The organism is Paenibacillus sp. NPDC057967 (assembly GCF_042887015.1).
Classification (GTDB): domain Bacteria; phylum Bacillota; class Bacilli; order Paenibacillales; family Paenibacillaceae; genus Pristimantibacillus.
The window spans coordinates 103,416-126,015 of record NZ_JBHVQB010000006.1 but is presented as its reverse complement, the minus strand read 5'-3'; the positions used below and the strand labels follow the sequence as shown (position 1 = coordinate 126,015).

General features: G+C 44.9%; 12 protein-coding genes and 1 tRNA gene. 2 read left to right on the top strand and 11 right to left on the bottom strand.

Going from position 1 to position 22,600, the window contains the following annotated elements; translation table 11 throughout:
• Positions 1–21: 21 nt before the first annotated feature.
• The 4 genes from ACFVSO_RS16770 to ACFVSO_RS16755 all read right to left on the bottom strand — a co-directional run bounded on the left by ACFVSO_RS16770 (position 22) and on the right by ACFVSO_RS16755 (position 6,332).
• Positions 22–1,422, bottom strand: a complete 1,401-nt coding sequence (locus ACFVSO_RS16770; RefSeq protein ID WP_119802689.1) for a glycosyltransferase family 2 protein — start codon at positions 1,420–1,422, stop codon at positions 22–24.
• Positions 1,423–1,490: 68 nt separating this feature from the next.
• A complete protein-coding gene (locus ACFVSO_RS16765) occupies positions 1,491–2,660 on the bottom strand; it encodes a hypothetical protein (RefSeq protein WP_387475533.1) in 1,170 nt (389 codons plus the stop codon).
• A 20-nt stretch (positions 2,661–2,680) separates the two neighbouring features.
• Positions 2,681–4,918: a hypothetical protein gene (locus tag ACFVSO_RS16760; RefSeq protein WP_387475531.1), complete on the bottom strand. Its 2,238-nt coding sequence runs from the start codon at positions 4,916–4,918 to the stop codon at positions 2,681–2,683.
• A gap of 439 nt (positions 4,919–5,357) precedes the next feature.
• Positions 5,358–6,332 (bottom strand): hypothetical protein, encoded by a 975-nt coding sequence (locus ACFVSO_RS16755; protein ID WP_387475529.1) that lies wholly within the window; start codon positions 6,330–6,332, stop codon positions 5,358–5,360.
• A 600-nt stretch (positions 6,333–6,932) separates the two neighbouring features.
• On the opposite strand from ACFVSO_RS16755, the gene ACFVSO_RS16750 reads away from it, so the two are divergent.
• Positions 6,933–8,687: a WG repeat-containing protein gene (locus tag ACFVSO_RS16750; protein WP_387475527.1), complete on the top strand. Its 1,755-nt coding sequence runs from the start codon at positions 6,933–6,935 to the stop codon at positions 8,685–8,687.
• Positions 8,688–9,020: 333 nt separating this feature from the next.
• On the opposite strand, the gene ACFVSO_RS16745 is transcribed toward ACFVSO_RS16750, so the two are convergent.
• The 3 genes from ACFVSO_RS16745 to nrdR form a co-directional block, all read right to left on the bottom strand.
• Entirely contained in the window at positions 9,021–17,642 is an 8,622-nt protein-coding gene (locus ACFVSO_RS16745) for a family 10 glycosylhydrolase (RefSeq protein ID WP_387475525.1), read from the bottom strand.
• A 777-nt stretch (positions 17,643–18,419) separates the two neighbouring features.
• A tRNA-Ala gene (locus ACFVSO_RS16740) sits at positions 18,420–18,493 on the bottom strand.
• Positions 18,494–18,775: 282 nt separating this feature from the next.
• On the bottom strand, positions 18,776–19,255 hold the full coding sequence (nrdR, locus tag ACFVSO_RS16735; RefSeq protein ID WP_119802497.1) for a transcriptional regulator NrdR: 480 nt from the start codon (positions 19,253–19,255) through the stop codon (positions 18,776–18,778).
• Positions 19,256–19,399: 144 nt separating this feature from the next.
• Between nrdR and ACFVSO_RS16730 the strand changes: the two genes are divergently transcribed.
• Positions 19,400–19,615, top strand: coding sequence for an alpha/beta-type small acid-soluble spore protein (locus tag ACFVSO_RS16730; protein ID WP_119802496.1), 216 nt, complete (start codon positions 19,400–19,402; stop codon positions 19,613–19,615).
• Positions 19,616–19,711: 96 nt separating this feature from the next.
• Here ACFVSO_RS16730 and ACFVSO_RS16725 read toward each other — a convergent pair whose 3' ends face one another.
• The 4 genes from ACFVSO_RS16725 to mutM form a co-directional block, all read right to left on the bottom strand.
• Entirely contained in the window at positions 19,712–20,281 is a 570-nt protein-coding gene (locus tag ACFVSO_RS16725) for a lytic transglycosylase domain-containing protein (RefSeq protein WP_387476218.1), read from the bottom strand.
• Entirely contained in the window at positions 20,278–20,880 is a 603-nt protein-coding gene (coaE, locus tag ACFVSO_RS16720; protein ID WP_387475522.1) for a dephospho-CoA kinase, read from the bottom strand. The genes ACFVSO_RS16725 and coaE overlap by 4 nt, the downstream gene beginning before the upstream one ends.
• Before the next feature lie 15 nt (positions 20,881–20,895).
• Entirely contained in the window at positions 20,896–21,591 is a 696-nt protein-coding gene (ytaF, locus tag ACFVSO_RS16715) for a sporulation membrane protein YtaF (RefSeq protein ID WP_387475520.1), read from the bottom strand.
• 144 nt (positions 21,592–21,735) lie between these two features.
• Positions 21,736–22,587: a DNA-formamidopyrimidine glycosylase gene (gene mutM / locus ACFVSO_RS16710; protein WP_387475518.1), complete on the bottom strand. Its 852-nt coding sequence runs from the start codon at positions 22,585–22,587 to the stop codon at positions 21,736–21,738.
• Positions 22,588–22,600: the final 13 nt, after the last annotated feature.

Genomic DNA, 22,600 nt, shown 5'->3' with positions numbered 1-22,600 from the left:
CTTTTATCTATATACTTGAAATTATTTGTTGAAATTAGTTCTAACCATCGTTCCCCACGTATTATTATTGCGGAAGAAGTCGATGTGTCCCAAGAATCTCCATAGAACGCCAACTTGACGATAACCGAGAAACATAAGGAAAGAGTAGAGCAGCATTTTATTGAGATCACTCAATTTAGGATAACGGCTAAAAGCTTTTTCCTCGATAAATAAAGCGCCAAGGCTAAGAATGAAGCAGGAGAAAAAGTTCACCAGCATAAACACAACGACTGTTTTCCAATCCGCCATATTGAGCAGCCAATAACCGATCATGGCGATTAGCCCGCTCAGACGGATATAAGGATTTAAGGTTTCAAATAGGATGTTATAAGGAATGGTTAACCACCCGAACAATTTATAACGGGGGCGGAAGATCATATGGATTCCTTCCTCGATCATGTTTTTTAAGTTACCGCGCCCCCAGCGCATTCGCTGGCTGCTTAAAATCCGGTACGTATCCGGTGCTTGTGTCCAACAAACAGCATCCGGACAGAAACCGACTTGATAAGGTATTTTGTTCTTCAAGCAATAACGATGCAGCTTGATGACGATGTTCATATCTTCCCCAGGGTATCCGCCGCGGTAGCCGCCTATGGCAATTACCTTATCCTTCTGAAAAACACCGAAGGCGCCGGATACAATGATCAATCCGTTAATGGAGCTCCAGCCGATCCGGCCGCCTAAGAACGCTTTGATATACTCAACGTTCTGGAGGGCAGGCCACATTTTTTTGGGAAATCTGATGTTTTTGACCATCCCGTCTTCTACCGTACAACTGTTAACGATTCGAACATTTCCGCCGACCGCTACCGTATCTTCAGGGTTTTCCATATACACTCTGGCGATTCTTGTCAGAGCATCTTTTTCCAAAAGTGAATCCGCATCAATCGTAGAAATCAAACCATAGTGAGAAAGGTTAATCCCTGCATTCAAGGAGTCCGCTTTTCCCCCATTTTCCTTATCAATGAAATACAAGTTTGGATATTCAGGATTGTGATAGTAACCCCTGACCATGTTGGTTTTAATATGCTTTGCAACAAAAGGCTTAATTTCTTTTAGTTGAAACTCTTCGATCATAATTTTGGCTGTGTCGTCTTTTGAGCCGTCATTAACGACGATGACCTCATATTCCGGATAATTCAAAGCCAATAAATTTCGCACATTTTCTTTAATCATTAATTCTTCGTTATATGCCGGAACTAATATGGACACCGGCGGTACGTGTTCAGAACCGGATAGCTTCCGTACGCGATTATATTTTATCCCTCTTTGCAGAGGGAAAGTATGACGAATCGACAGACCGAAGATTAAGAAATAAATGAACGTTATAATGAGGCCATAATACATGGCAAAGTAGCCGTATCCCAATAAAAAATCGCGCAAGTAGTCCATTGCTTGTTGTAAATAATATTCCATAAGCCTCATGCTTTGTTCCCTCCTAAACCTATAAGCTATACAACACGATAGATTCGTTTGTTCTTGCCTAGCGTTTTTTCGTAATGGTAGGTGAGCGAATTATATCGTGTTAGTTTATCAAGGTCATGGAGCTGTATCGAAAGAAATTTGAGTTCTTCCTCAATAAGCATCTGGAGGTATTCCCCTTGCTCTGACCCTCTTACTTCTGCAGTGACTCCGCATAATGTGGCTATGCCGTCTTCTCCAAGAAGCAATAACCCTTTTGCACTGGCTGCGGATACTCGCTTGCTTTCATCCAATAATGCGTTTTTCATGACATCGATATACGTAACCAGCTTCTGATCGGCGATCGCCCCAATCGTAAGGACACGCAGTTCATCCAGCGGATGTTGAAGCAGCTTTTGAACGACGTTTCTAGGTATAAAGTGAACGGATTTCAGGTAGATTTCCACGGCTTTAGATTGAATCATTCTGTCCTCGGAATCGATGAGACGATAGACAGCCGATGCTACCGTCGGCTCGGTATAGTCTCTCAATCCGCACAAGCCGATTTGGATATACTCATTGCTATCCCGTTGAATGAATTCAGCAAACAGCGCCCCATGGTCGATATCCGCTTCTTTAATCATGTCTACAAGCAAATCATAAAATCCTTTGTTATGGCTCAGAAAAAGCTGTACCATTTCCTTCACATCCTGCTCATCGCGAGCACATTTCGCAATCGACCGGGCGATGACAAAGAGCGAAGAATTCAGCTTATGCGTTGCGAGAAGCTGGAGTAAATCCGGAACAGCTTCCTGCACTCTCATACAGCCTAAGTGATACGCTGCATCGATTTTCACAGCATAAGAGCCTTTTTTCAAACGATCCAGATGATAGTGCACCAGTCCCAAGCGTTGGCACAGCTCCATACATTTTTCGCGAGGTGTTCCGGTAAAATTTTCGATCATATCATTCAAGCGTTCCTGCATCACTTCTTGTTCTACTTTGTTCAATGAAAACGGCGGTGCCTGCAGCGGTTCTTTTCCTGCGATATTGACCAGGACATAGGTAAGGTAATCTTTGATTTTGACCTCAAACCTGCGTTCTATTCTGGTTCTTCTCAAGCGTTTGATTTTTATGGCATAAACCGCGGCGACGAATACAACATTCAAAATAATGAGAACATACAAAAATTTGAGCGCTACTTCGATGTTGATATACACAAATAAAATCCTTCCTTTCTTCATTTATGCTCGGATACCGGTTGATTCACTTCACGCATCGCTTTTTGCATAATCGAATAACTTTGTTTTGGGCGTTCCACATACTTGACGTCGATATCTTCCCATCTTTCCCAGGTGTAAAGCGGAAGTTTCGATATCGGATAGGGATTGTTGCCTTCGAGTCCGATGACTTCCTTCGAATCGTTGCGGACGATCCATGGAACAATGCGAACGCCCTCGACTTTCTCGGATTCAAATTGTTTCGTTCCCGTATCTTTGTAACTAATGGCGCTGAGTGAGCTTGGATCACTGAATCCAAGCAGCATCCATGGAATACGAATTTCCAATACATTGCCTTTTGCCTGCCACATGGCCTTCGAATTATAGTTCGGATCTTGCGGATCACTAGTTCCTCTCAGCAAGTCTCCTACTTCGATATCGCCGAATGGATGATCGACACGGGAATCCGGATATTCGAGCAAATAATTGACGACCAATTTCCATGGGTTAAAGAGTCCGCTATCGTCCTCAAATTGTATTGGATCGTAAGCTAATATTTTTGACAGCTTGCCATAGATTCGGGTATGGAAGTCATAATTGGAGGCTATCATCATTTGCCCTTTATCCTTGTTTCCGAGTTCGATTAAGGTTTCCAATCCTTCATCCAGCGTCTTTCCTTGGAGCTGCGGCGCATGGCGGTTGCCGCCCTTTAATGTATCGAATCCTAAATAGACGGAATTTTCTGTTAAATCCAAAGGTTCAGATAACTTGGCCAAGAGATATAAATATCCTTCATCATGCGTGGCCCATATTTCATTAAAACCTTTCATTTGCATATCTAGTTTAGTCTTATCCCCATCATCGAGCTTGTCCCAGTCTGATGGATCCCCGTCAATGTGAATCACATCATCTTTACTTGGATACATACCGAGTATCCCAAAATGGGATTCGTTCGTGAGCGTGTTATACCAATAAGCCCGCCGGTCAGGAATGTCGTAGTTTAACGTGTTCCAGGTTTTCTTAAACCACTCGTCCTGCCATGTAAACAAGATCGCGCCGGAGTATCCCTCCTGATGGATTTGCCAGAACATATCCGCATCCATTTCCCCTTGTGTTTTGTCGTCGTGTCCTCCCTGATTGCGCCCCAGCATGCCTGTATGGGCAATGCCTTGTGAGGCGGGAACGCCAAATTCGGTAATCATAACCGGCATATCGTTATGGTATTCCTTCAGCTTGTGAAGATAGGTTTTGTAGCTATCCACTTCACCTTTATCATTTTTCATCGTTTGAAACGATTTGTCGAAGGTAAAGAAATCAGGGTAATACGGGTAAACGTGATAGGAGGCAAAATAACCGGCATCCCAATCTACGGCTTCGATATGCGACGGATCGACACTGACCATGTCTTCAGTTATTAAAGGCTCACCTGGATGTTCAAGCGGGTCGGTAGTCACCCAATTCGAGAATGCGATCGGATGCTGCCATCCGTGCTTAGCTTCTGTTGTGGCTGTTATGTCGACCATCTCGGCCAACCATTTTTCAAAGGGATTAGCACCAGGTTTGCTTTGAAAATGTTCTCCCTTATAATCAGCTGCACCCGAATTGTTCTTATTCGTTTTGTCCACCATCATAGGATCCCATTCTGTGCCGACGATCCATCCCATGAGATAGGGCCCTGCATTAAACACATAATTACCGCTTGCTTTTCCGGAATGCGCCTCAGCTTCAAGCTCGATATTTCCGTACACCGCTTCTACAGCCTCTCGAACCTCTTTTTCAAACTTCTGTTTTACTTTCGGGTCAAAGGCGTTTTGGCCTGCAATTAATTGTTCTTCTGGACTCCATACCCCTTGAATGAAAAAGAGCGGATTATCCTGATGCTTCTCATTGTATCTGACCAAAGCTTCGTAAAACTCCGGTTTTAGAATGGTGTACACGCGAATGACATTGGCGCCCATATCTTGAATCATTTCAAACCATCTCATATAGTCATCCCTCGAAATCTCAAGCTCGCCGGGGAAATGTCCTGGAACAGCTGCCCCCATATTGACCCCTTTGGCAAAATAAGGATTCCATGATTGGTTTTGAAATTGTTCGATTTGAGTTCCGTTCGTTTTAAATTTCACCTTATATCCTTTACCGATTTCGGTGCTTTCTACCTTTGCCACAGGCGGCATCATCCAATAAGCGACAGCTCCGCCCGCGATTATAAGAACAAGTCCTATTTTGAAAAAACCACTTTTGAATAACTTTTTCATTGCCCTCTTCCTCATGTCTGTACTCTATTTGTATATTAAAAAATTGATATATCCGATCGGCTTGATGCGTCTTCCTTTGCCCTCAATACTGTAGCATAAGGCGACAAGCCCGTTCAATAAAACCTGGGCCTATACGACATTAATAAATTTTTAGAACTCTAATAATTATTAATTGCATAACAAAAAGAACAGCCTGCGAATGCAGGCTGTTGTTGGGATTATGAAAGTCAGGATAACAGATATCAAAATTTCATAAATAGATCGTTTATCTGTATTTATGGATGGGTACTACCTAGGGTTTATGCCGGTAAATGTGGCTCTAAATCAATGTTTTCCCAGCAGTGATACACAGCACTCCACATGTAACGTGTAGATAGTGACAACAGAGACTTATTGGACAGTCCGCCCATTTTAGTAACGAAACAGCCTCCATAATCCCCTATTTCCTGTATTTTTCTAAATCTACATCCCATGCTTCTACGTCATAAGCATCTGCTTGAAACTTATCGTGATTCCCTTTGTATGCTAAATAATTCATTTTAGCAATCCAGTCATTATCATTTCTATGTATGATTTTAAAAGCAAATTTCGATTCAAGATAGCTCTCTCCCGATTTCTTTGCTTCCTTACCCTTATCATTTATTTCCATTACATAATGATATGCTTCATATCTGCTATATTTAGAAACTTCATGGAACGCTTCTTTGAAATCATAGTATTGATTAATAATATCATAGGGGATATAGTCACAAATCAATCGCATGACGTTATCAAGCTCAAGATCATGCTTTTTTTCATAATCAGAAAGATTTATCGTAACATTCGTAATGATACCATCATCGCTGTCTCCGGTAGTAACCAATAGCAAAGCATCTTCATATAAAGTTGTTCCACTCGCATTCACTACTATAGCCTTATCAAATTCCTTCCAGAAGCTCTTTGCGGCTTTATAATCTCCATAAAATTTAGGATGCTCTTTTAATGTCAAGAGTTCCATATCAGGTAAACTCTGGATTATCGTATTCTTATCGCTTATCGTATTCTTATCAGAATTCGAAGAAAAAATTACCCCAATAAATACAACAATAAACAATAGCGTTATCAGACTAGCAACTATTCCACTTTTCTTTTTTGGTATTTGCTGCACAGCAGTTGGATAAGGATTAACTTGAACTATTCGTCTATTTATCAAATCCACTCTACAATCGGGACAGACTGGCTCAAACGAATTCTTACCGCAATTAAGGCATGTTCTGGGCTTATCGCCTATCGTAACATTACAATTAGGACATTTATTACCTAAAAAAGTCGTTTCACAGCTTATACATATATTTTTAAATTCTTTTGCCCCGCAACCAGCACATTGTACAACATCATCTGCAGCCTTTGATCCACAATATTCACATTTCTTCATTCTCTCATCTATCCCCCTACAGATTCACTTAACCTATATTGTGAGTTAAAACTCAATTCATTAAGTCAACAGAATGAATCGGCTGATCTGCAATTTGAACTGGTTTAATCTATACAAACAGGTAAGTATAGCCTCCAAAAACAACTTTCGTTTGTTCGCAGGCCTTCCCTATTCCGATGACTTCACCATCTTATAGACCAATATTAGCATGTTCGTTGCCTTTGTTGGGAACATTTCTCAATCAAAACTTTATCTATTTTAAAATAATAAAGCCCGAGCGCAACTACGCCTGAGCTTCGTTGATGGGTAAATGTCCAACAAGCTATTTCCTGATAAGCAACACACAGCACTCCACATAAGGGAGTCAGGAATATCGATACGACAGATAGAGGGACCGCAACCAAAATTTTCAGGAGGAGTTGTTGCAAAAAAGTTGACGGAAAATGATTGTAAATATATGTAATTCTATATGTAACTATACTAGAGATGTTTCCAAACTAGGGAAAAATGTGTCAAGTTATGTTGACGTTATTCTGTTAAGTTGTGTATGATTTTTGAGAAAAGTAGAAATGTGAATTTCGTATTGGGGGAATGAATAGGATGAAACGAGGGTTATCTTTTGGGCTTGTGCTTATGATGTGTTTTACGCTGTTTCCCATAACTCCAACAATGGCGGCGGATGATGGGGTGATTTGGCTTGATAAGAAATATGATGTAGTAATGGACTTTAGTGAAGGTCTTGCGGCTGTTTATAGGGATGGCAAGTGGGGGTATATCGACAAAACAGGCAAAGTAGTTGTCCCAATCATCTATGATGAAGTATATGGCTTCAGCGAAGGTCTGTCGAAGGTGAAGAAAGGTTACGAGTATGGCTATATCGATAAAACGGGCAAAGTAGTTGTCCCGCTTATTTATTATATTAAAGATGACTTCAGCGAAGGACTAGTGAATGTTGAAAAAGGTTACAAGCACGGCTATGTCGACAAAAAAGGCAAAGTAGTTGTCCCGTTCATCTATGATTCCACGTTGGAATTCCACGAAGGACTAGCTGCTGTTGATAAAGGTCTCAAGAGGGGCTATATCGACAAAACAGGCAAAGTAGTTGTCCCGATCATCTATGATAGCGGAGGTTACTTCCATGAAGAGCTGGCAAGGGTTGGAAAAGAGGGACAGCGAAGCTATATCGACAAAACAGGCAAAGTAGTAATCTCGCACAATTATTATGATGCAGGGGACTTCCACGAAGGAATGGCGTGGGTTGAAAAAGGCAAAGGTATTTTCGGCTATATCGATAAAAAAGGCAAAGTAGTTGTCCCGATAGTCTATTATGCCGGATTTGACTTTAGCGAAGGCCTGGCATGGGTTAGAAAAATACATAGCAAGTATGGATCTATCGACAAAACAGGGAAAGTAGTTATCCCGCTAATCTATGATACTGCCTCGCCCTTCAGCGAAGGACTGGCGTGGGTTAAAAAAGATGGAAAGTATGGCTATATCGACAAAACAGGGAAAGAAGTTGTACCGATTATCTATGATGTTGCAGGTAATTTCAGCGAAGGACTAGTGATGGTTGAAAAAGATTACAAGCAGGGCTTTGTCGACAAAACAGGGAAAGAAGTTGTACCGCTAATCTATGATATTGTAAGTGACTTCAGCGAAGGCCTTGCGGCTGTTTATAAAGATGGCAAGAACGGCTATATCGACAAAAAAGGCAAAGTAGTTGTCCCGCTAATCTATGATAATACATCGCCCTTCAGCGGAGGAGTGGCGCGGGTTGAAAAAGATGGCAGGTACGGCATTATGTCAAACCCATTGACCAGGGCTTCCTCAGCAGTCGCTGAAAAACCCTCTGCATGGGCGGCAGAGCAAGTCCATGCGGCGATAGCGGCAAATCTCGTGCCCCAAGACTTTCAAACGAGGTATACGCAAGCAACAACACGTGCCGAGTTCGCTGCACTTATCGTTGCTTTGTATGAGAAAACGACTGAAGCAGAGATCACCAAGCGGACGAAGTTCACTGATACGACCGATAGTAGTATAGAAAAAGCAGCGGGGATCGGTGTTGTTTCGGGGGTTGGAGACAACAACTTCTCGCCAAATACAGTGCTTACACGTGAACAAGCGGCGACTATGCTCACTAGGCTTGCGAATGTCATCGGGAAACCTCTGACCAAACAAGCGGTTACCTTTGCGGACAAGGTAAGCATTTCCTCATGGGCACTTGAAGCAGTGGGACAAATGCAGGTAACGGGTATCATGGGTGGTATCGGCGACAATACCTTTGCGCCAAAGAGTCCGTACACAAGAGAACAGAGCATTATTACCATCCTGCGGTTGTACGATGCGGTGAAATAAACCATCCACTCGGCTTCTTCGTTCCGGCGTATTGAATTAATACACAAAGAAAACTTGGGCTTTGCCAAGCCTTGGCGCAGGCGATTGCCTAGTTGCCCTTGTGCATGCAGGGGCTGTCCAATAAGCCCTAAAAAGGTAAAAGCAGATGGCGAAAAACGAAAGTTTTAACTCCACCTGCTTTTTTGATCTGGTGAGATATTACGGACTCGTTTGATTGATTGGCAGACTAACCTACCATCTGCATTCAAGGTCGCTTTCCAATCACCAGTTATATCAATCACCAGGCCCCCGGCTCAATTGCCGGGGGCCTGGTTTTACTAATCGATTTCAGCTTTATTTACTTGCGAACTCTAGCGCTCTAAGCAGAACGACCACCGACTCGGCTCTTGTTGCCGTTTGATTCGGAGCGAACTTGTTGCCGCCAACGCCTTGAACGAGCCCGTTCTCAACTGCCGCTGCGACTGCCGCACTAGCCCATGCCGGGATCTCCGCGTCATCCGCAAATACAGTTGTTGCCTTGGAGTTGTCGGCGAAACCAAGCGCATTCACGATCATCGTCACCATCTCGACGCGGCTGATCTTCGCGTTCGGTCTGAAGCTGCCATCGGAGTAGCCTTTCACGATTCCAGCTTGCACAGCTTGAGCGATGCCTTGTTTCGCCCACGAGCCGATGGCTGCCTTATCGTTAAACTCCAGCTCGGCTCCGTTTCCTTGCAAGTTCAGCATGCGAGCCAGCATGACTGCAAACTCGGCGCGGGTAACCTCGCTCTTCGGCTTGAACGTGCCGTCAGCATAGCCGCTGATAATGCCCTTAGCCGCTGCAAGTTTAATACTTGCTTCCGCCCAGTGGCCTAGAATGTCGCTAAATTTGACTTCAACGTTCTCTTCAGGCTTAGTTTCCTCTTCTTCTGTTGCCGGATCACTTACATTCACAATGCAAGTTGCAATCATATTTCCATCTGTTGTTGTTACTGTAATTATTGCTGTGCCGCTGCCTTTTGCTACAACTCTACCTGTACGATCAACAATTGCAACATTTTCGTTGCTGGATTTCCATGTCACCTCCATAAGGTCAGCATTACTTGGCCTAATAGCTGCTGTCAGCTGAGATTCATCGCCAATCTTCAGTTCCAATGTCTGCTTATCAAGACTTACACCTGTAACATGTATCGGAACATGTATCACTTTTGCTGGTATTTTTGCGGCAATAAATCTTGCTACAGCACTTTTTAAGTTTACAGTTGCGCTATCAATCTCTTCCTGGGTCTTTGCATCCGCTTTGGCAGTTAATGCAGCTGTTATTGCAGCTTCCAAGGCATCCTTTGCACTTTGAGGATACTGCCCGGGCTTTGTACCGATTGCTGCTGTGTCTCTTAAATCTGTAGCTATTTGTATTTGATTATCCAATTCAGTTGTATCAATTGACTCTGATGGTTCACTTACAGTTACAACAGAGGTTGCCGTTTTATTTCCATCCTCAGTTGTCACTGTGATAACAGCTATACCCTCTGCTATCGCTGTAACCTTACCGGTGTTATCAACTGCTGCAATTCCATCATCGCTTGATGTCCATGTGACATTCTTGTTAGCTGCTCCTGATGGAGTGATAGTCGCCTTGAATTGGTAAACACCGCCTACGTTTAGTTGAAGCGTTTCTTTATCAAGGCTCACTTCCTCGACTTTAACATTCGGATCCGGTATTTGCGCAGCCTTAAAGCTTTCTACTGCGACTTTCAAGCCTTCCACTGCACGATCAATCTCTTCCTGGGTCTTTGCATCCGCTTTGGCAGTTAATGCAGCTGTTATTGCAGCTTCCAAGGCATCCTTTGCACTTTGCGGATACTGCCCGGGATTTGTACCGATTGCTGCCGTGTCTCTTAAATCTGTAGCTATTTGTATTTGATTATCCAATTCAGTTGTATCAATTGTCTCGGATGGCATGCTTACAGTTACAACAGAGGTTGCTGTTTTATTTCCATCCTCAGTTGTCACTGTGATAACAGCTATACCCTCTGCTATTGCTGTAACCTTACCGGTGTTATCAACTGCTGCAATTCCATCATCGCTTGATGTCCATGTTACATTCTTGTTAGCTGCTCCTGATGGAGTGATAATCGCGTTTAATTGGTAAACACCGCCAACGTTTAATTGAAGCGTTTCTTTATCAAGGCTCACTTTCTCGACTTTAACATTCGGATCCGGTATTTGTGCAGCCTTAAAGCTTTCTACTGCGACTTTCAAGCCTTCCACTGCACGATCAATCTCTTCCTGGGTCTTGGCATTATCCTTTATAGCCGATGCAATTGTTACTGCAGCAGTTAAGGCATCTATTGCCTCTTGTGGATACTGCCCAGCTTCTGTACCAACCTCAGCATTATCCATTAGTTCCACAGCTGCTACTATAACGCTGTCCAATGCAGTTGTATCAATTATTGGCAATTGAGTGCTTTCATTTGACGGAATACTTTCGTCGCTCAGCCTGTTCAATGCAGTCACAACATAATTGCTTGTTGGTTTTCCTGTATGATCAATATAGCTTTGCAGACCTGTCTCACTCTTACGAACTGTAGCAATCAATTTAACAGGATTGTTAATGTTTACAGCCTCATTATCTTCAAAACGATAAACGGCATAATATGCTGTGTTTTCATCATTATCCTGCCAGCTAATTGTATGGCTCCCGTCTTCGAATGCTGCATTTACTAATACCGGAGCCTCAGGTGCAACTCCACCCTTCCAAGGCATTGCCGGCATAAGGGCTTTGGTCGCCCATAAGTCATTCTTAATAAGTGATGCAGCAGAATTAGCATTAGGCGAATTAGCTTTAAATGAGTTATACGTAAAGATCATCGTACCGTCTATATTTGGATTTGCAGCATTGAACTTAAGCTGACGTGCAATTTCTTGATCGCCAACACCTTCGGTAGTCCAATATTTATCAGTAGCTGCTTCCTTAGGATCTAGCCAGTACAAACCTACACCCATATATAGCTGTGTTTTTACATCAGGGTTGTTTTTAAGCAAATCAGACCACCATGATGAAACAACTCCATACCCTGCAGCTGAATTTGCAAATGTCCAGTACACCTGTGGGGTTATATAGTCGATGATTTCTTCTAAAACCCACTTCTTAGTATCTGCATAAGCACGGTCATAGTTTGGTATTCCGGCCGAAGTTTCAGAACCATCCGGATGTCCGTCTTTAATGTTGCCCCATACACCTGCCGGGCTAATCCCAAATTTAACCCACGGTTTTTCTGCGTTTATTCTATTATGCAGATTTTTAACCAGTGTATATGTGTTATTTCTGCGCCAATCCTCAATCTTCGGAAACTCCGTTTTGTCGGCATAGGTATCATATGTGCTCTGATCACTATAACCGGCATCAAAACCGCCATTGCTGCCAACATAGAAATAATCGTCAAAGTGTATTCCGTCAATATCGTAATTCTCAACTATTTCCATAACGGAGTCTTCAACATATTTCGCAGCTTCTGGAATTCCCGGGTCAAGGACAAAGCGGTTTGTGCCAACCTTTACCCATTCCGGATGCTTGGCATAGATACTATCAGGCACCTTGCTGAGCATATCTCCTACTGCCTTTAAGTCCGATAAAGGCTTTCCTGATTCGTCCTTATACATGGCCGCCGGCATGGAAACTCGGTATGGGTTAGCCCACGCATGCAGTTCGAGATTTCTCTTGTGCGCTTCTTCAATTGCGAATTCCAACGGGTCAAATCCCGGATCAACATCCTGTTTTCCAGTCAGCCAGTATGACCATGGAGCAAGCTCTGATTTATAAAATGCATCTGATGTCGGCCTTACTTGGAACATCACTGCATTGGCGCCTGTTTCTGCAAGATCATCAAGAATTTTTATAAGGTCTGCTTTTTGCGCCGCCGCACGAGCTTGTGTGTCTTCAATCTTCCATGAATCTGTTGATGGCCAGTCAATATTAACAACAGTGCTTATCCAGGCAGCACGCATCTCACGTTTGTTTACCGGTGTTTCCTCTGGAACATGATACTTATCCCATGGAGCTGCTATTCGTGCTGCAAGATATTTTGCTACTTCTGTCTTTAATGCGGCTACAGCCACATCAATAGCATCCTGGTCAGCATGAATATCGCCTAAAACTACTTGTGCTGCTGCAATTGCGGTTGTAACAGCGGTTTTTGCATTTTGCGGATACTGTCCGCCAAGTGTCCCTACTACGGTTGAATTAACCTTAGCCTGTGCATCTGCAATAGCCTCAATCAGTTCAGTTTTATCAACATCTAATGGAACCATTGCATCCTCAAAAGCCTTAATTGCAGGATTTAGATCGTTTAATATACGATCAATATCTGACTGAGTTTCTGCATCAGCTTTATCAGTTGTTGCAGCTGTTATTGCCGATAACAAATCATCAATTGATTGTTGCGGATATTGTCCGGGTTCTGTTCCTGCAACTGCTCCATCATGCAGAGCTTTAGCCTTTGCTATCGCAGCATCTAAATCAATTGTCACTAAAGGCGAAACCACCATTCCGTCAAAATCAGCAACAGCTTGTGCTAATGCAGTTTTTGCCGCCTCAACATCTCCTTGTGTTGCGCCTGCATTGTTATATACTGTGTTTGCTGCATCTATCGCAGCTTGCAGTGCTGCCTTGGCTCCGCTTTGATACTGTCCTGGCAGTGCTCCTTCAACTGCAAGATCATGCTTTGCCTTTGCGGCATCTATCGCAGCTTTTAAACCCTGAATATCAATTAGCGGAATTTGTGAAGTTTTAAAGGTATTAACTGCAGCATTTAATGTTTCTGCTGCAAGATCAATATCTGACTGTACTGTGCTGTTTACCAAAGATTGTGCAGCAATGAGAGCATCATTCAAAATTGCTGTGGAGCCTATAGGGTACTGGCCTCCCTGTGTCCCTTCCACTGCGCCAAGAAGCAGGGATTTTGCAGTTGCAATCGCTCCTATCAGTCCTGTTTTATTTAATGTTGCAGCCGGAGCAACATTATATATTGCAGTAAGGTCGTCAATGTAGATCGTACTGTTTACTCTGCCAGCAGCAGAGGTTTCAACTAATCCAGGCATAATATTTAGTAAAAGGCCCGTTGATGCATTAAAAGTTGCTTGTGGCACATCATAGGTTACAAAATTCCAGCCTGATTTCATCACGGAATTGGCTGGTAAGAAATTGGCAGTTGTGGCTGAAGAACCGTCTGCCTTTCTTATTTCTGCACGTAAGCTGAAAATCGTCTCATCATTACCATAAAGCCAAAAACCAATTTTGTTCGGTGTATTCTCTCCGGTAAATTTCAATTTTTGGTTAGGGTAGGATGCCCCTTTTACATAAGCACTGGCTGTCCCGGTAGTTCCCGCAAAATTATAATCAATCTTAAATGATCGATTTCCGTCTTTCACATAATTGGGATCATTATTATATGAAATAGTGGGCTTAGTGCTTCCTCCATCATTAATCCAGTCAACGATGCTCTTTCCGCTGCCATGGTCTTCATAGTCCTCTATGATTTGATGTCGCTCGCTTACAATCTGTGCAGCAATATATGCCTCTACTGCTGAGTTAAGCAAATCGGTAGCACTATAAAGATCTGCCATAACGGCTGCAGGATTGTTCATAACGCTAGCTGCAGCATCAATAGCAGCATTAAGCCCCGTGCGCTCTGATAAAGGATACTGCCCGTGGCCTGTACCGGCAGTTGTGCTGTCATAAAGGCTTTGCGCAGCTGCAATTGCCCCACTTATTTCTGCTGTATCCTTTGTTTCGCTTCCATAAACAGCCACAAGATCATCGATATAAATGGTGCTGTCCACCTTATCATTGGATGATGTGGCAACGATACCGGGCATAAGCGTTATAGTAAGGCCCGTAGTTTGATAGGACGGAGCCACCGTGTACTCCAGATACTTCCATCCAGTAAAATTCAGCGTATTAGAAATGTTTTGATTTGTATTAGTGGAACCAGCAGTAATTCCTGAACGGAACTCTGCCCTTAGAGCAAAAGTTGTAACATTATTTCCATATACCCAGAAGCCTATCTTTTGCGGTACTTCCCCGGGTTTAAACACAAGGCCCGTACCTTGGTTCGGTCGAACATAAGCGCTTGCAGTACCTGCAACCTTGGATAACTTATAGTCAACCTTCAAGGAACTATTTCCACTATGCTTTATAGCGGTATCGTAGGACAAAGTTGGCGGTGTGCTGCTGGCACTGTCGCCTGTCCACTTAATCATGCTCTGGGCAGCACCGCTGTTAACAACCCCATTTTCAAAGTCGTCCAGCACTATGACTGCAGCAACTTCAACTGTAGCTGTAACATTAGTGGATGTACCGTTTATTGTTCCTGTAACCGTAAATCTGTGTGTTGTTAAGCAGTCAACAGCCGGATCCACAATTGGCCAAGTTACTAAAACAGTGTCCTTCGTGCCATCATCATAGGTTACCTTAACGGTATTTGGAAGCTTTGGTGCTACGCCGATACCTGTCTTCACATATACCGGATCAATGCTTACTATGTTTACAGCGCTTTCAACAGTTACCGCAGCTTCTACCTTCATTGCGGCACCTTCAACTGTTCCCTTTACGGTAAAGTCATTAATACTAGCGTAGTTTTCTGCCGGAATATCATCCCAGACTACTGCTACACTTGAGCTTGTACCGTCAGTGTATGTGGTATTAACGCTAGGGGGAAGTATTGGAGGTATTCCCACCCGAGTTGTAACAGCTATGGGCGCATATAAGTTAACTGCCGGATATACGATATAATTGCCTTCTGCTTTTAGATTTGTTCCATCAACTATTCCCTGTATGCCTTTCACACTTGGATTTCTGTATTCATCGAAAGGTGCGGCGTTTTTGTAATCTTCAGGATCCGGTGTTTCCCATATAACAGGAAGTGACGAAACTGTACTGTCTGTATATATGACATCTACAGTAGCTGGAAATACCGGAGCAGTATTTTGTTCTGTTCTTACAATTACAGGATTAATATATTTTATAGCCGGTGCAACAACTGAAACATGTGCTGTTACAGTCATTTCTGTTTGTGTTCCGTTAGCATGAATAACTTTCCCGGTTACATCAAAGCTATTTCCGGCAGCGGAATAAAGATTAGGGTCAGTTATCTTGTCCCACTTTACCATCATATTAGCCGGAGAACCTGATGTCATGTTAACCTTTACGGATAACGGAAGAACCGGGGCTGTACCGGCTGCAGTAGTAATGTCTGCATCGATTGCACTAACCGGTGTCGGTGCATTTGGCGAGCTCTCGTTCTGGAGGCGGTCAAGTGCAGTGACTACATACTGTACCTTGCTTGGATCTGATATAGCTGTATCGGTATAACTTGTTATATCTTTACCGTCACTATCAACAGCCTTACCAACAACTGCAATTATTTTTGTTGAATCTGATGTATCAAGATTTTCATTCTGTGCAAATCTATAAATCGCATAATATGCTGTGCTGCCTGTTTCATCATTAGATGTCCATGTTACTTGTGTAACGCCATCTACAGCCTCGGCAGTAACGTTTGTGGGCATCGCTGGAGCAACGCTGCTCTTCCAGGTTGATTTTGGAGCTATAGCCTTATTCACCCAAGCAGTCCTTACTCCCTCTTCTACAGCTTCCTTTTTATAAATTCTTGAACCTGGAACAATATTGCTGCCCTGGTAAAGGAATGAACCATCGATCCCCCGGCCTGTAATATCACTCCTATAGTTTGTATTGAGTTGTATCTCCCTGATTATCTCCTCTTTGGCATAGGGATCCAAAAATCCTGTTTCAGTTGGATTGGTTGTATCATTTACCCTATACAATCCCATACCCATATAAAGCTTTGTATTGGGATTTGTAAGGTGATCCGCCCACCATGTTGCTATGACACCGTAGGGAGCCACATCACGGCCAAAGGGCCAGTAAACCTGTGGGGTCAGGTAGTCAATCAGCCCCTCGTTCCCCCATCTTAACGTATCTGCAAAGGCCCTATCGTAGTTTGGTCCGCCACCTGCAGTTGGAGAACCGTTAACATGCCCGTCTTTAATATTGCCCCACATACCAGCAGGGCTTATTCCAAACTGTACCCATGGTTTTGCTGAACGTATTTTTTGGGAAATATCGCTGATTAGCTTGTATGTATTATTTCTTCGCCAATCGCCTATGTCTGTAAAACCGCCCTTATACTTTTCAAATGTAGCTTTGTCATCATAATCATAGGCTTTACCCTCATGGTAGAAATAGTCATCGAAATGAACGCCGTCAATATCATACTTATTAACAACTTCCATAACGCTATCCGCTATCCATGCTTGTGCTTCAGGTATACCTGGATCTACTACATACACACCATCATAGGCTTTTTTAATCCAATCAAAATGAGTGTTGAAAATACTCTTTGGCAGTGCTTTGAGTTGAGCAACCATTGCATCATTTACCGCAGTTGCAGCACGATAAGGATTAAACCATGCGTGCAGCTCTATTCCACGCTTGTGCGCTTCATCTATTGCATATTCAAGCGGGTCAAAGCCTGGATCACCGCCTGGTGTCCCTGTCATAACTGTAGACCAGGGAACTAGATCAGATTTATAAAGCGCATCGGAAGATGGGCGAACCTGAAACATAACTGCATTCAGATTGCTAGCAACTGCCGCATCCAAGATATTGCTTAGTTCTTGCTTTTGCTTTTCCACCCTTGCTGCAGTATCAGTGATAGCTAACGATGCTGAGGATGGCCAGTCTGAATTGTAAACGGTTACAATCCAGGTCGCACGCATATCTTCCTTCTTGGAAACATCCGAGTTTAAGAACTGTTGATAGGGTGTCCAAGCATCTGAATCTGGAGGAGTAACCCCCGCCGCTGAAACGTGAATAGCAGGTAACATGGATGTTAGCATGAATACGATAAGCATCCGGCTGCATATTGCTTTACAACGCACTAATAAACGATTCATTTTCACTGCTCCTTTTATTAATGTTGGTATTTCGCTCCAAGCCACTGAACAGATTCGCCTTATTTCTTTTCCCATTCCTCCCTATAGGTAATTTTCCTCCTGATTTCTCTCTGTTTCACAAGATCTTAACTTCGACAGCTTAATATCGCACAGTAATATCGCACAGTGTTTCCTATCTGAATATTATACAAATTCGAATGTTTCGTCAATAAATTTCACAAATACATTTTATTGTGAAACTTTATTTCGACATAAAACTATAATATGACTCACTCTTCTCTGAAGAACGCGGCATCCGTTACGGCCGTGTTCCTGATAACCAAAGCGGTAATTATAAATAAACTGGAAAAAGATAAAGGTCCTGCCTGCAGGCATGCCTGATTTGGGCGGCATGATGTAAGAAAGGCTGCAAAGCCGTGCGGGGCAAAGGTTTCTCCTCAGAGAAACCCGGATTGCCTACATTTTGCATACCGTACAAAATAAAGACCCCTAAGAGTGATGAAAATTACTCTCCGCATGAATTAAGACCATTCAAATACGTGGAAAATGACGAGTAATGAAAAGTAAAATTTTTTCTTTCACATTGGCTCTACAGGATCTCTGCATAAGAAAAGCCCAAGCGCTAACACGCTTAGGCTCAAATATAGAAGGTAAATGCGGCTCTGTTATATGACTTCCTTACGAGCGACACACAGCACTCTACATGTCTGGAGTACTGCAACACAAATAAAAGGAATACAAAAAAAACGGCACCTCTGCCGTTCTTGATTTAAAGTATGGTGGAGCTAGGCGGAATCGAACCGCCGACTGATCGCTGCCAGCGACCTGTTTTCCCCCTAAACTATAGCCCCTTATTTAGTTTGTGACCCAATTCGACAACTTGAGTTAAGCCCCCAATTTATCTTATGCTCGTTTCCATCCCTCGGATTGTGTGAGCAATACAAGATGGATTCCCAGCTGAGCTATGGCCCCATAATAATTTAGCGACAAGATAGATCATACCATGGCAGGAAAGCGATGTCAATTGCCATTTGGCGGGCACCGAGCCATTCCACCACCTGATAGGCTTCAATAAGAGAAGCAGGGAGAAACCAACGCTCCCCCTGCCCTTCTCGCACAGAATCTCTCGCGCGCTAACCCTTATCCCCGCCATTAAGCGGATGCTTATGCAGCAAGCTGTTGAGCTCCTTCATGAACATGTCGATGTCCTTGAATTGACGGTAGACGGATGCGAAGCGGACGTAGGCCACTTCGTCGACCGGATAGAGCTGGCTCATGACGATGCCGCCGATCTCGCTGCTGTCGACCTCTGCATGTGCTGTCGTGCGAAGCTCCTTCTCCACCTCGGAGACGATTACTTCCAGGCGCTCGACTGGCACAGGGCGCTTCTCGCAGGCGCGAATGAGGCCGCGAAGAATTTTGTCGCGGCTGAACTCCTCGCGGCTGCCGTCTTTTTTGATGACGATTAGTGGCGTCTCTTCAATCATCTCGAACGTCGTGAAGCGGCGATTGCACTTCTCGCACTCCCTGCGGCGGCGGATGGACTTGTTTTCGTTGGCTGGACGAGAGTCCAATACCTTGGTTCCCGCATAGTCACAATACGGACATTTCATAGTGATATCCTCCCTTCAACTTACTGTTTCATCAGATTGTATCCTTACACGTTAACTCCATCCATGAAATCCCATTCGTTTCCTGTAATGAACTTTGGAATATCGCACATAATACAGTTACCAACCGCAAGGAGGTGAACAACAATGAGTCAATCCCGCAGCAGCAACCAATTGGTAGTGCCGCAAGCGACTGCAGCTCTGGACCAACTGAAATATGAAGTTGCACAAGAGCTGGGTATCGCGATCCCACAAGACGGCTACTATGGTAACATGGCAACGAGAGACGCAGGCTCCATCGGGGGTTCCATTACCCGTCGCCTGGTTCAAATTGCTGAACAATCCCTAGCCGGCACAAAATAATGATTCATCTGTATGAATAACGAAAGTCTTGGAGTAGCTTGTCCAGAAGAGACAAGCTCTCCAAGGCTTCCTTAACGTTCAATGGTCATATACGTCCTAGAAACGGGGATACAAATCTTTGTACTTATTATAATAGTAAAAGACCCGTTGTACATAATGCCGCGTCTCGCCAAACGGGATATCTTTTACGCTATCCATGCTCCCGTCCCAGCTTCCAGCCTCCAGCCACTTGCGCACATTGCCAGGTCCGGCATTGTATGCAGCCACGGCGGCCACAGCATTTTGCTCGAATTGCACATGCAAGGAATTCAAATACCAAGCTCCAACCTCGATACTTACATCCGCCCGGTGACGCAATATGTCATCATCCACCTTGGCGAATCCCGCCTTCTCCACGACCCAATGCGCCGTGTCCGGCATAATTTGCATTAATCCCAAAGCGCCCTTCCTCGACTCGCGGCCCGTGACGTAATTGGATTCCGCCCGTATAATCGCTGCGATCAGATGAGGCTCCAGATCGTAATTCGATGCGCTTGCCCGTATATCTTCCTTATAATAAACCGGATACATCCATGAGGCCAACCAATCTGATTTCAGAAAAAGAATGGCGAGCAGAGCTAGTACCAACACTAGAGCGTACCGTTTCTTCATCCGCAGTCTCTTCATCTGGAAGTCCTGACCAGACGATTCCATAACGCAACAACCTGCTCCTGCGTCTCCTCCGTCGTCCCGCTGTTGTCAATAATCCAGTCCGCACGCTTTCGCTTCTCTTCGATATCCATCTGCAAGGAAACTCTGCGCCGCGCTTCTTCCTCATTCATCCCATTGCGATCCATCAGCCGCTTGACCTGAAGCTCGGGAGGAACATAGACCACAAGTATGCCTTCGTATAGATCAGCTTGCTTCGTCTCGTACAGTAGCGGCACATCTCCAATGACCAATCCTTCAGGCTCTGCTTCCGCATACGTATGTATTTGCTCCCACATTCGCTTGCGCACAGCCGGATGCGTGATCGCCTCCAGCTTGGCCAACAAGTCCGGGTCCTTGAATACAATGTTGCCCAGAGCAGTGCGGTCCAGCGTGCCGTCAGGCTGCAAGACAGCTTGTCCGAAGAGAGAGGCGATCGCCTCTAGCGCCGGCTCTCCGGGCCGCACGATCTCGCGCGCGACCGCATCGGCATCCACAAGCCGAGCGCCAAGAGCGACGAGCATACGCCCGACTGTGCTCTTCCCGCTGGCGATTCCGCCGGTCAAACCAATGATCATTGCGACCACCTCCATTTATAACAGCTTCATAATGCCTATCATAATCAATAATATACCCGGCACATACGACAGCACATGCATGCCTTTCCTTGCCGCGAACCGCATGCCGATCCGTGTGCCTGCAACCAGGAACAATGCGCCCGCTGCCGCAATGACTAACGGCGTCAGAAGCGGCGGAAGCCCTAGCAGCGCAGCACCTAGACCAGCGCCGAATGCATCCAGCGACAAAGCTACACCCAACATTACGGCTTCGGATGAAGAGATCGTACCCGACCGGTCGACGTCCGCCGCCTGCGGCGTACGCAGAATCTGAATGACCAGTCCCAGCCGCTTCAGCTCCAGCTTCAGCACTTGGGCCGTCTCTGCAGCTGCAGCAATTCTGGCAGGCTCGTTCGCCGCTCCAATACCCTCAGCCGCAGGTTCCAGATCATCATTGCTTTTGCCCCGCACCAGTTGAATCAATGCCCAGCAGCCGATCGCGATCAGTATGGTGGCGCCGATAAGAGAAGCGGCAGATTCCGAAATATACTTGCCGATCCACCCACCAGCTTGCATGGAGAGCCCGATAATCAATCCGGAGCAGCATGCGATAATGAACACCGACAGGAAAGGGATACGAATTTTCCTGAGGCCATAGGTCACGCCGACGCCAAATCCATCCAAGCTAACGGCAAAAGCAAGCACGACCAGCGATATCAAATGTGCAATCAACGTAAAGCTCCTCCCCGCATGAGCAGATGACTGTTACATGGTCAGGTCCAACGGGACGGACCAGCGACAGGGCATCCGCCTATCGTTCGTAACATCATCATATGCGGGGGTTCCGCTGCGGTGCACAGATAGCGGCAAATTGAACTATGACTTAACCGTCGTTGCTTCCTTCATCGGCTGACACTTCGTACAGATATGCGTACCTCTGCCGCCCACGACAAACTTGTGCAGCGGCTTGCCGCAGCTATTGCAAGGTTCGTTCTTTCTTCCATATACAAGGAATTGATGCTGGAACATCCCCATCTCGCCTTGTCCGTTCACATAGGACTTGATAGACGAGCCTCCTGCATCTATCGCCCGCGCAAGCGTGGAGCGAATCGCTTCATGCAATCTCTTCCATTCTGCCCCGGTCAGACTGCCCGGCGACCTCTCCGGATGGATGCGCGCCAGGAACAGCGATTCATCCACATAGATATTGCCGAGGCCGACAATCAGCTCCTGATTAAGCAGCAGGGGCTTGATCTTGGTCGTACGCTTCTCCAGCTTGTTCTTCAGCACATTCACTGTAAAAGCTTCGTCCAGCGGCTCGATGCCCAGCTTGTTCAGCGGCGGCAACGCAAGCTCCTCGCCCGTCTTAAAGATATGCATCGTGCCGAATTGCCGGACATCTTTGTAGCGGAGGTCCGTTCCGTCATCGAAGTGGAACATGACATGGGTATGCAGCTCTACCGGTTCATCGGACGGATAGACGCCGTAACGCCCTTCCATCCTAAGATGCGACACCAGCACCAGTCCGTCCAGCACGATCCGAAGGAACTTTCCTCTGCGTTCTACCGTTTGAATCGTATGGCCGACGAGGGCGTCCGCGAATTGCTGCGGTTCCTCAGGCCGTTGTATAATGCGTGGCAGCTTGACGGTGACGGATTTGATCCGTTTGCCCGCGACAAGCTCCATTAATGTTCGTCTAACCGTCTCTACCTCTGGCAGTTCAGGCATGTCTCCTCACCTC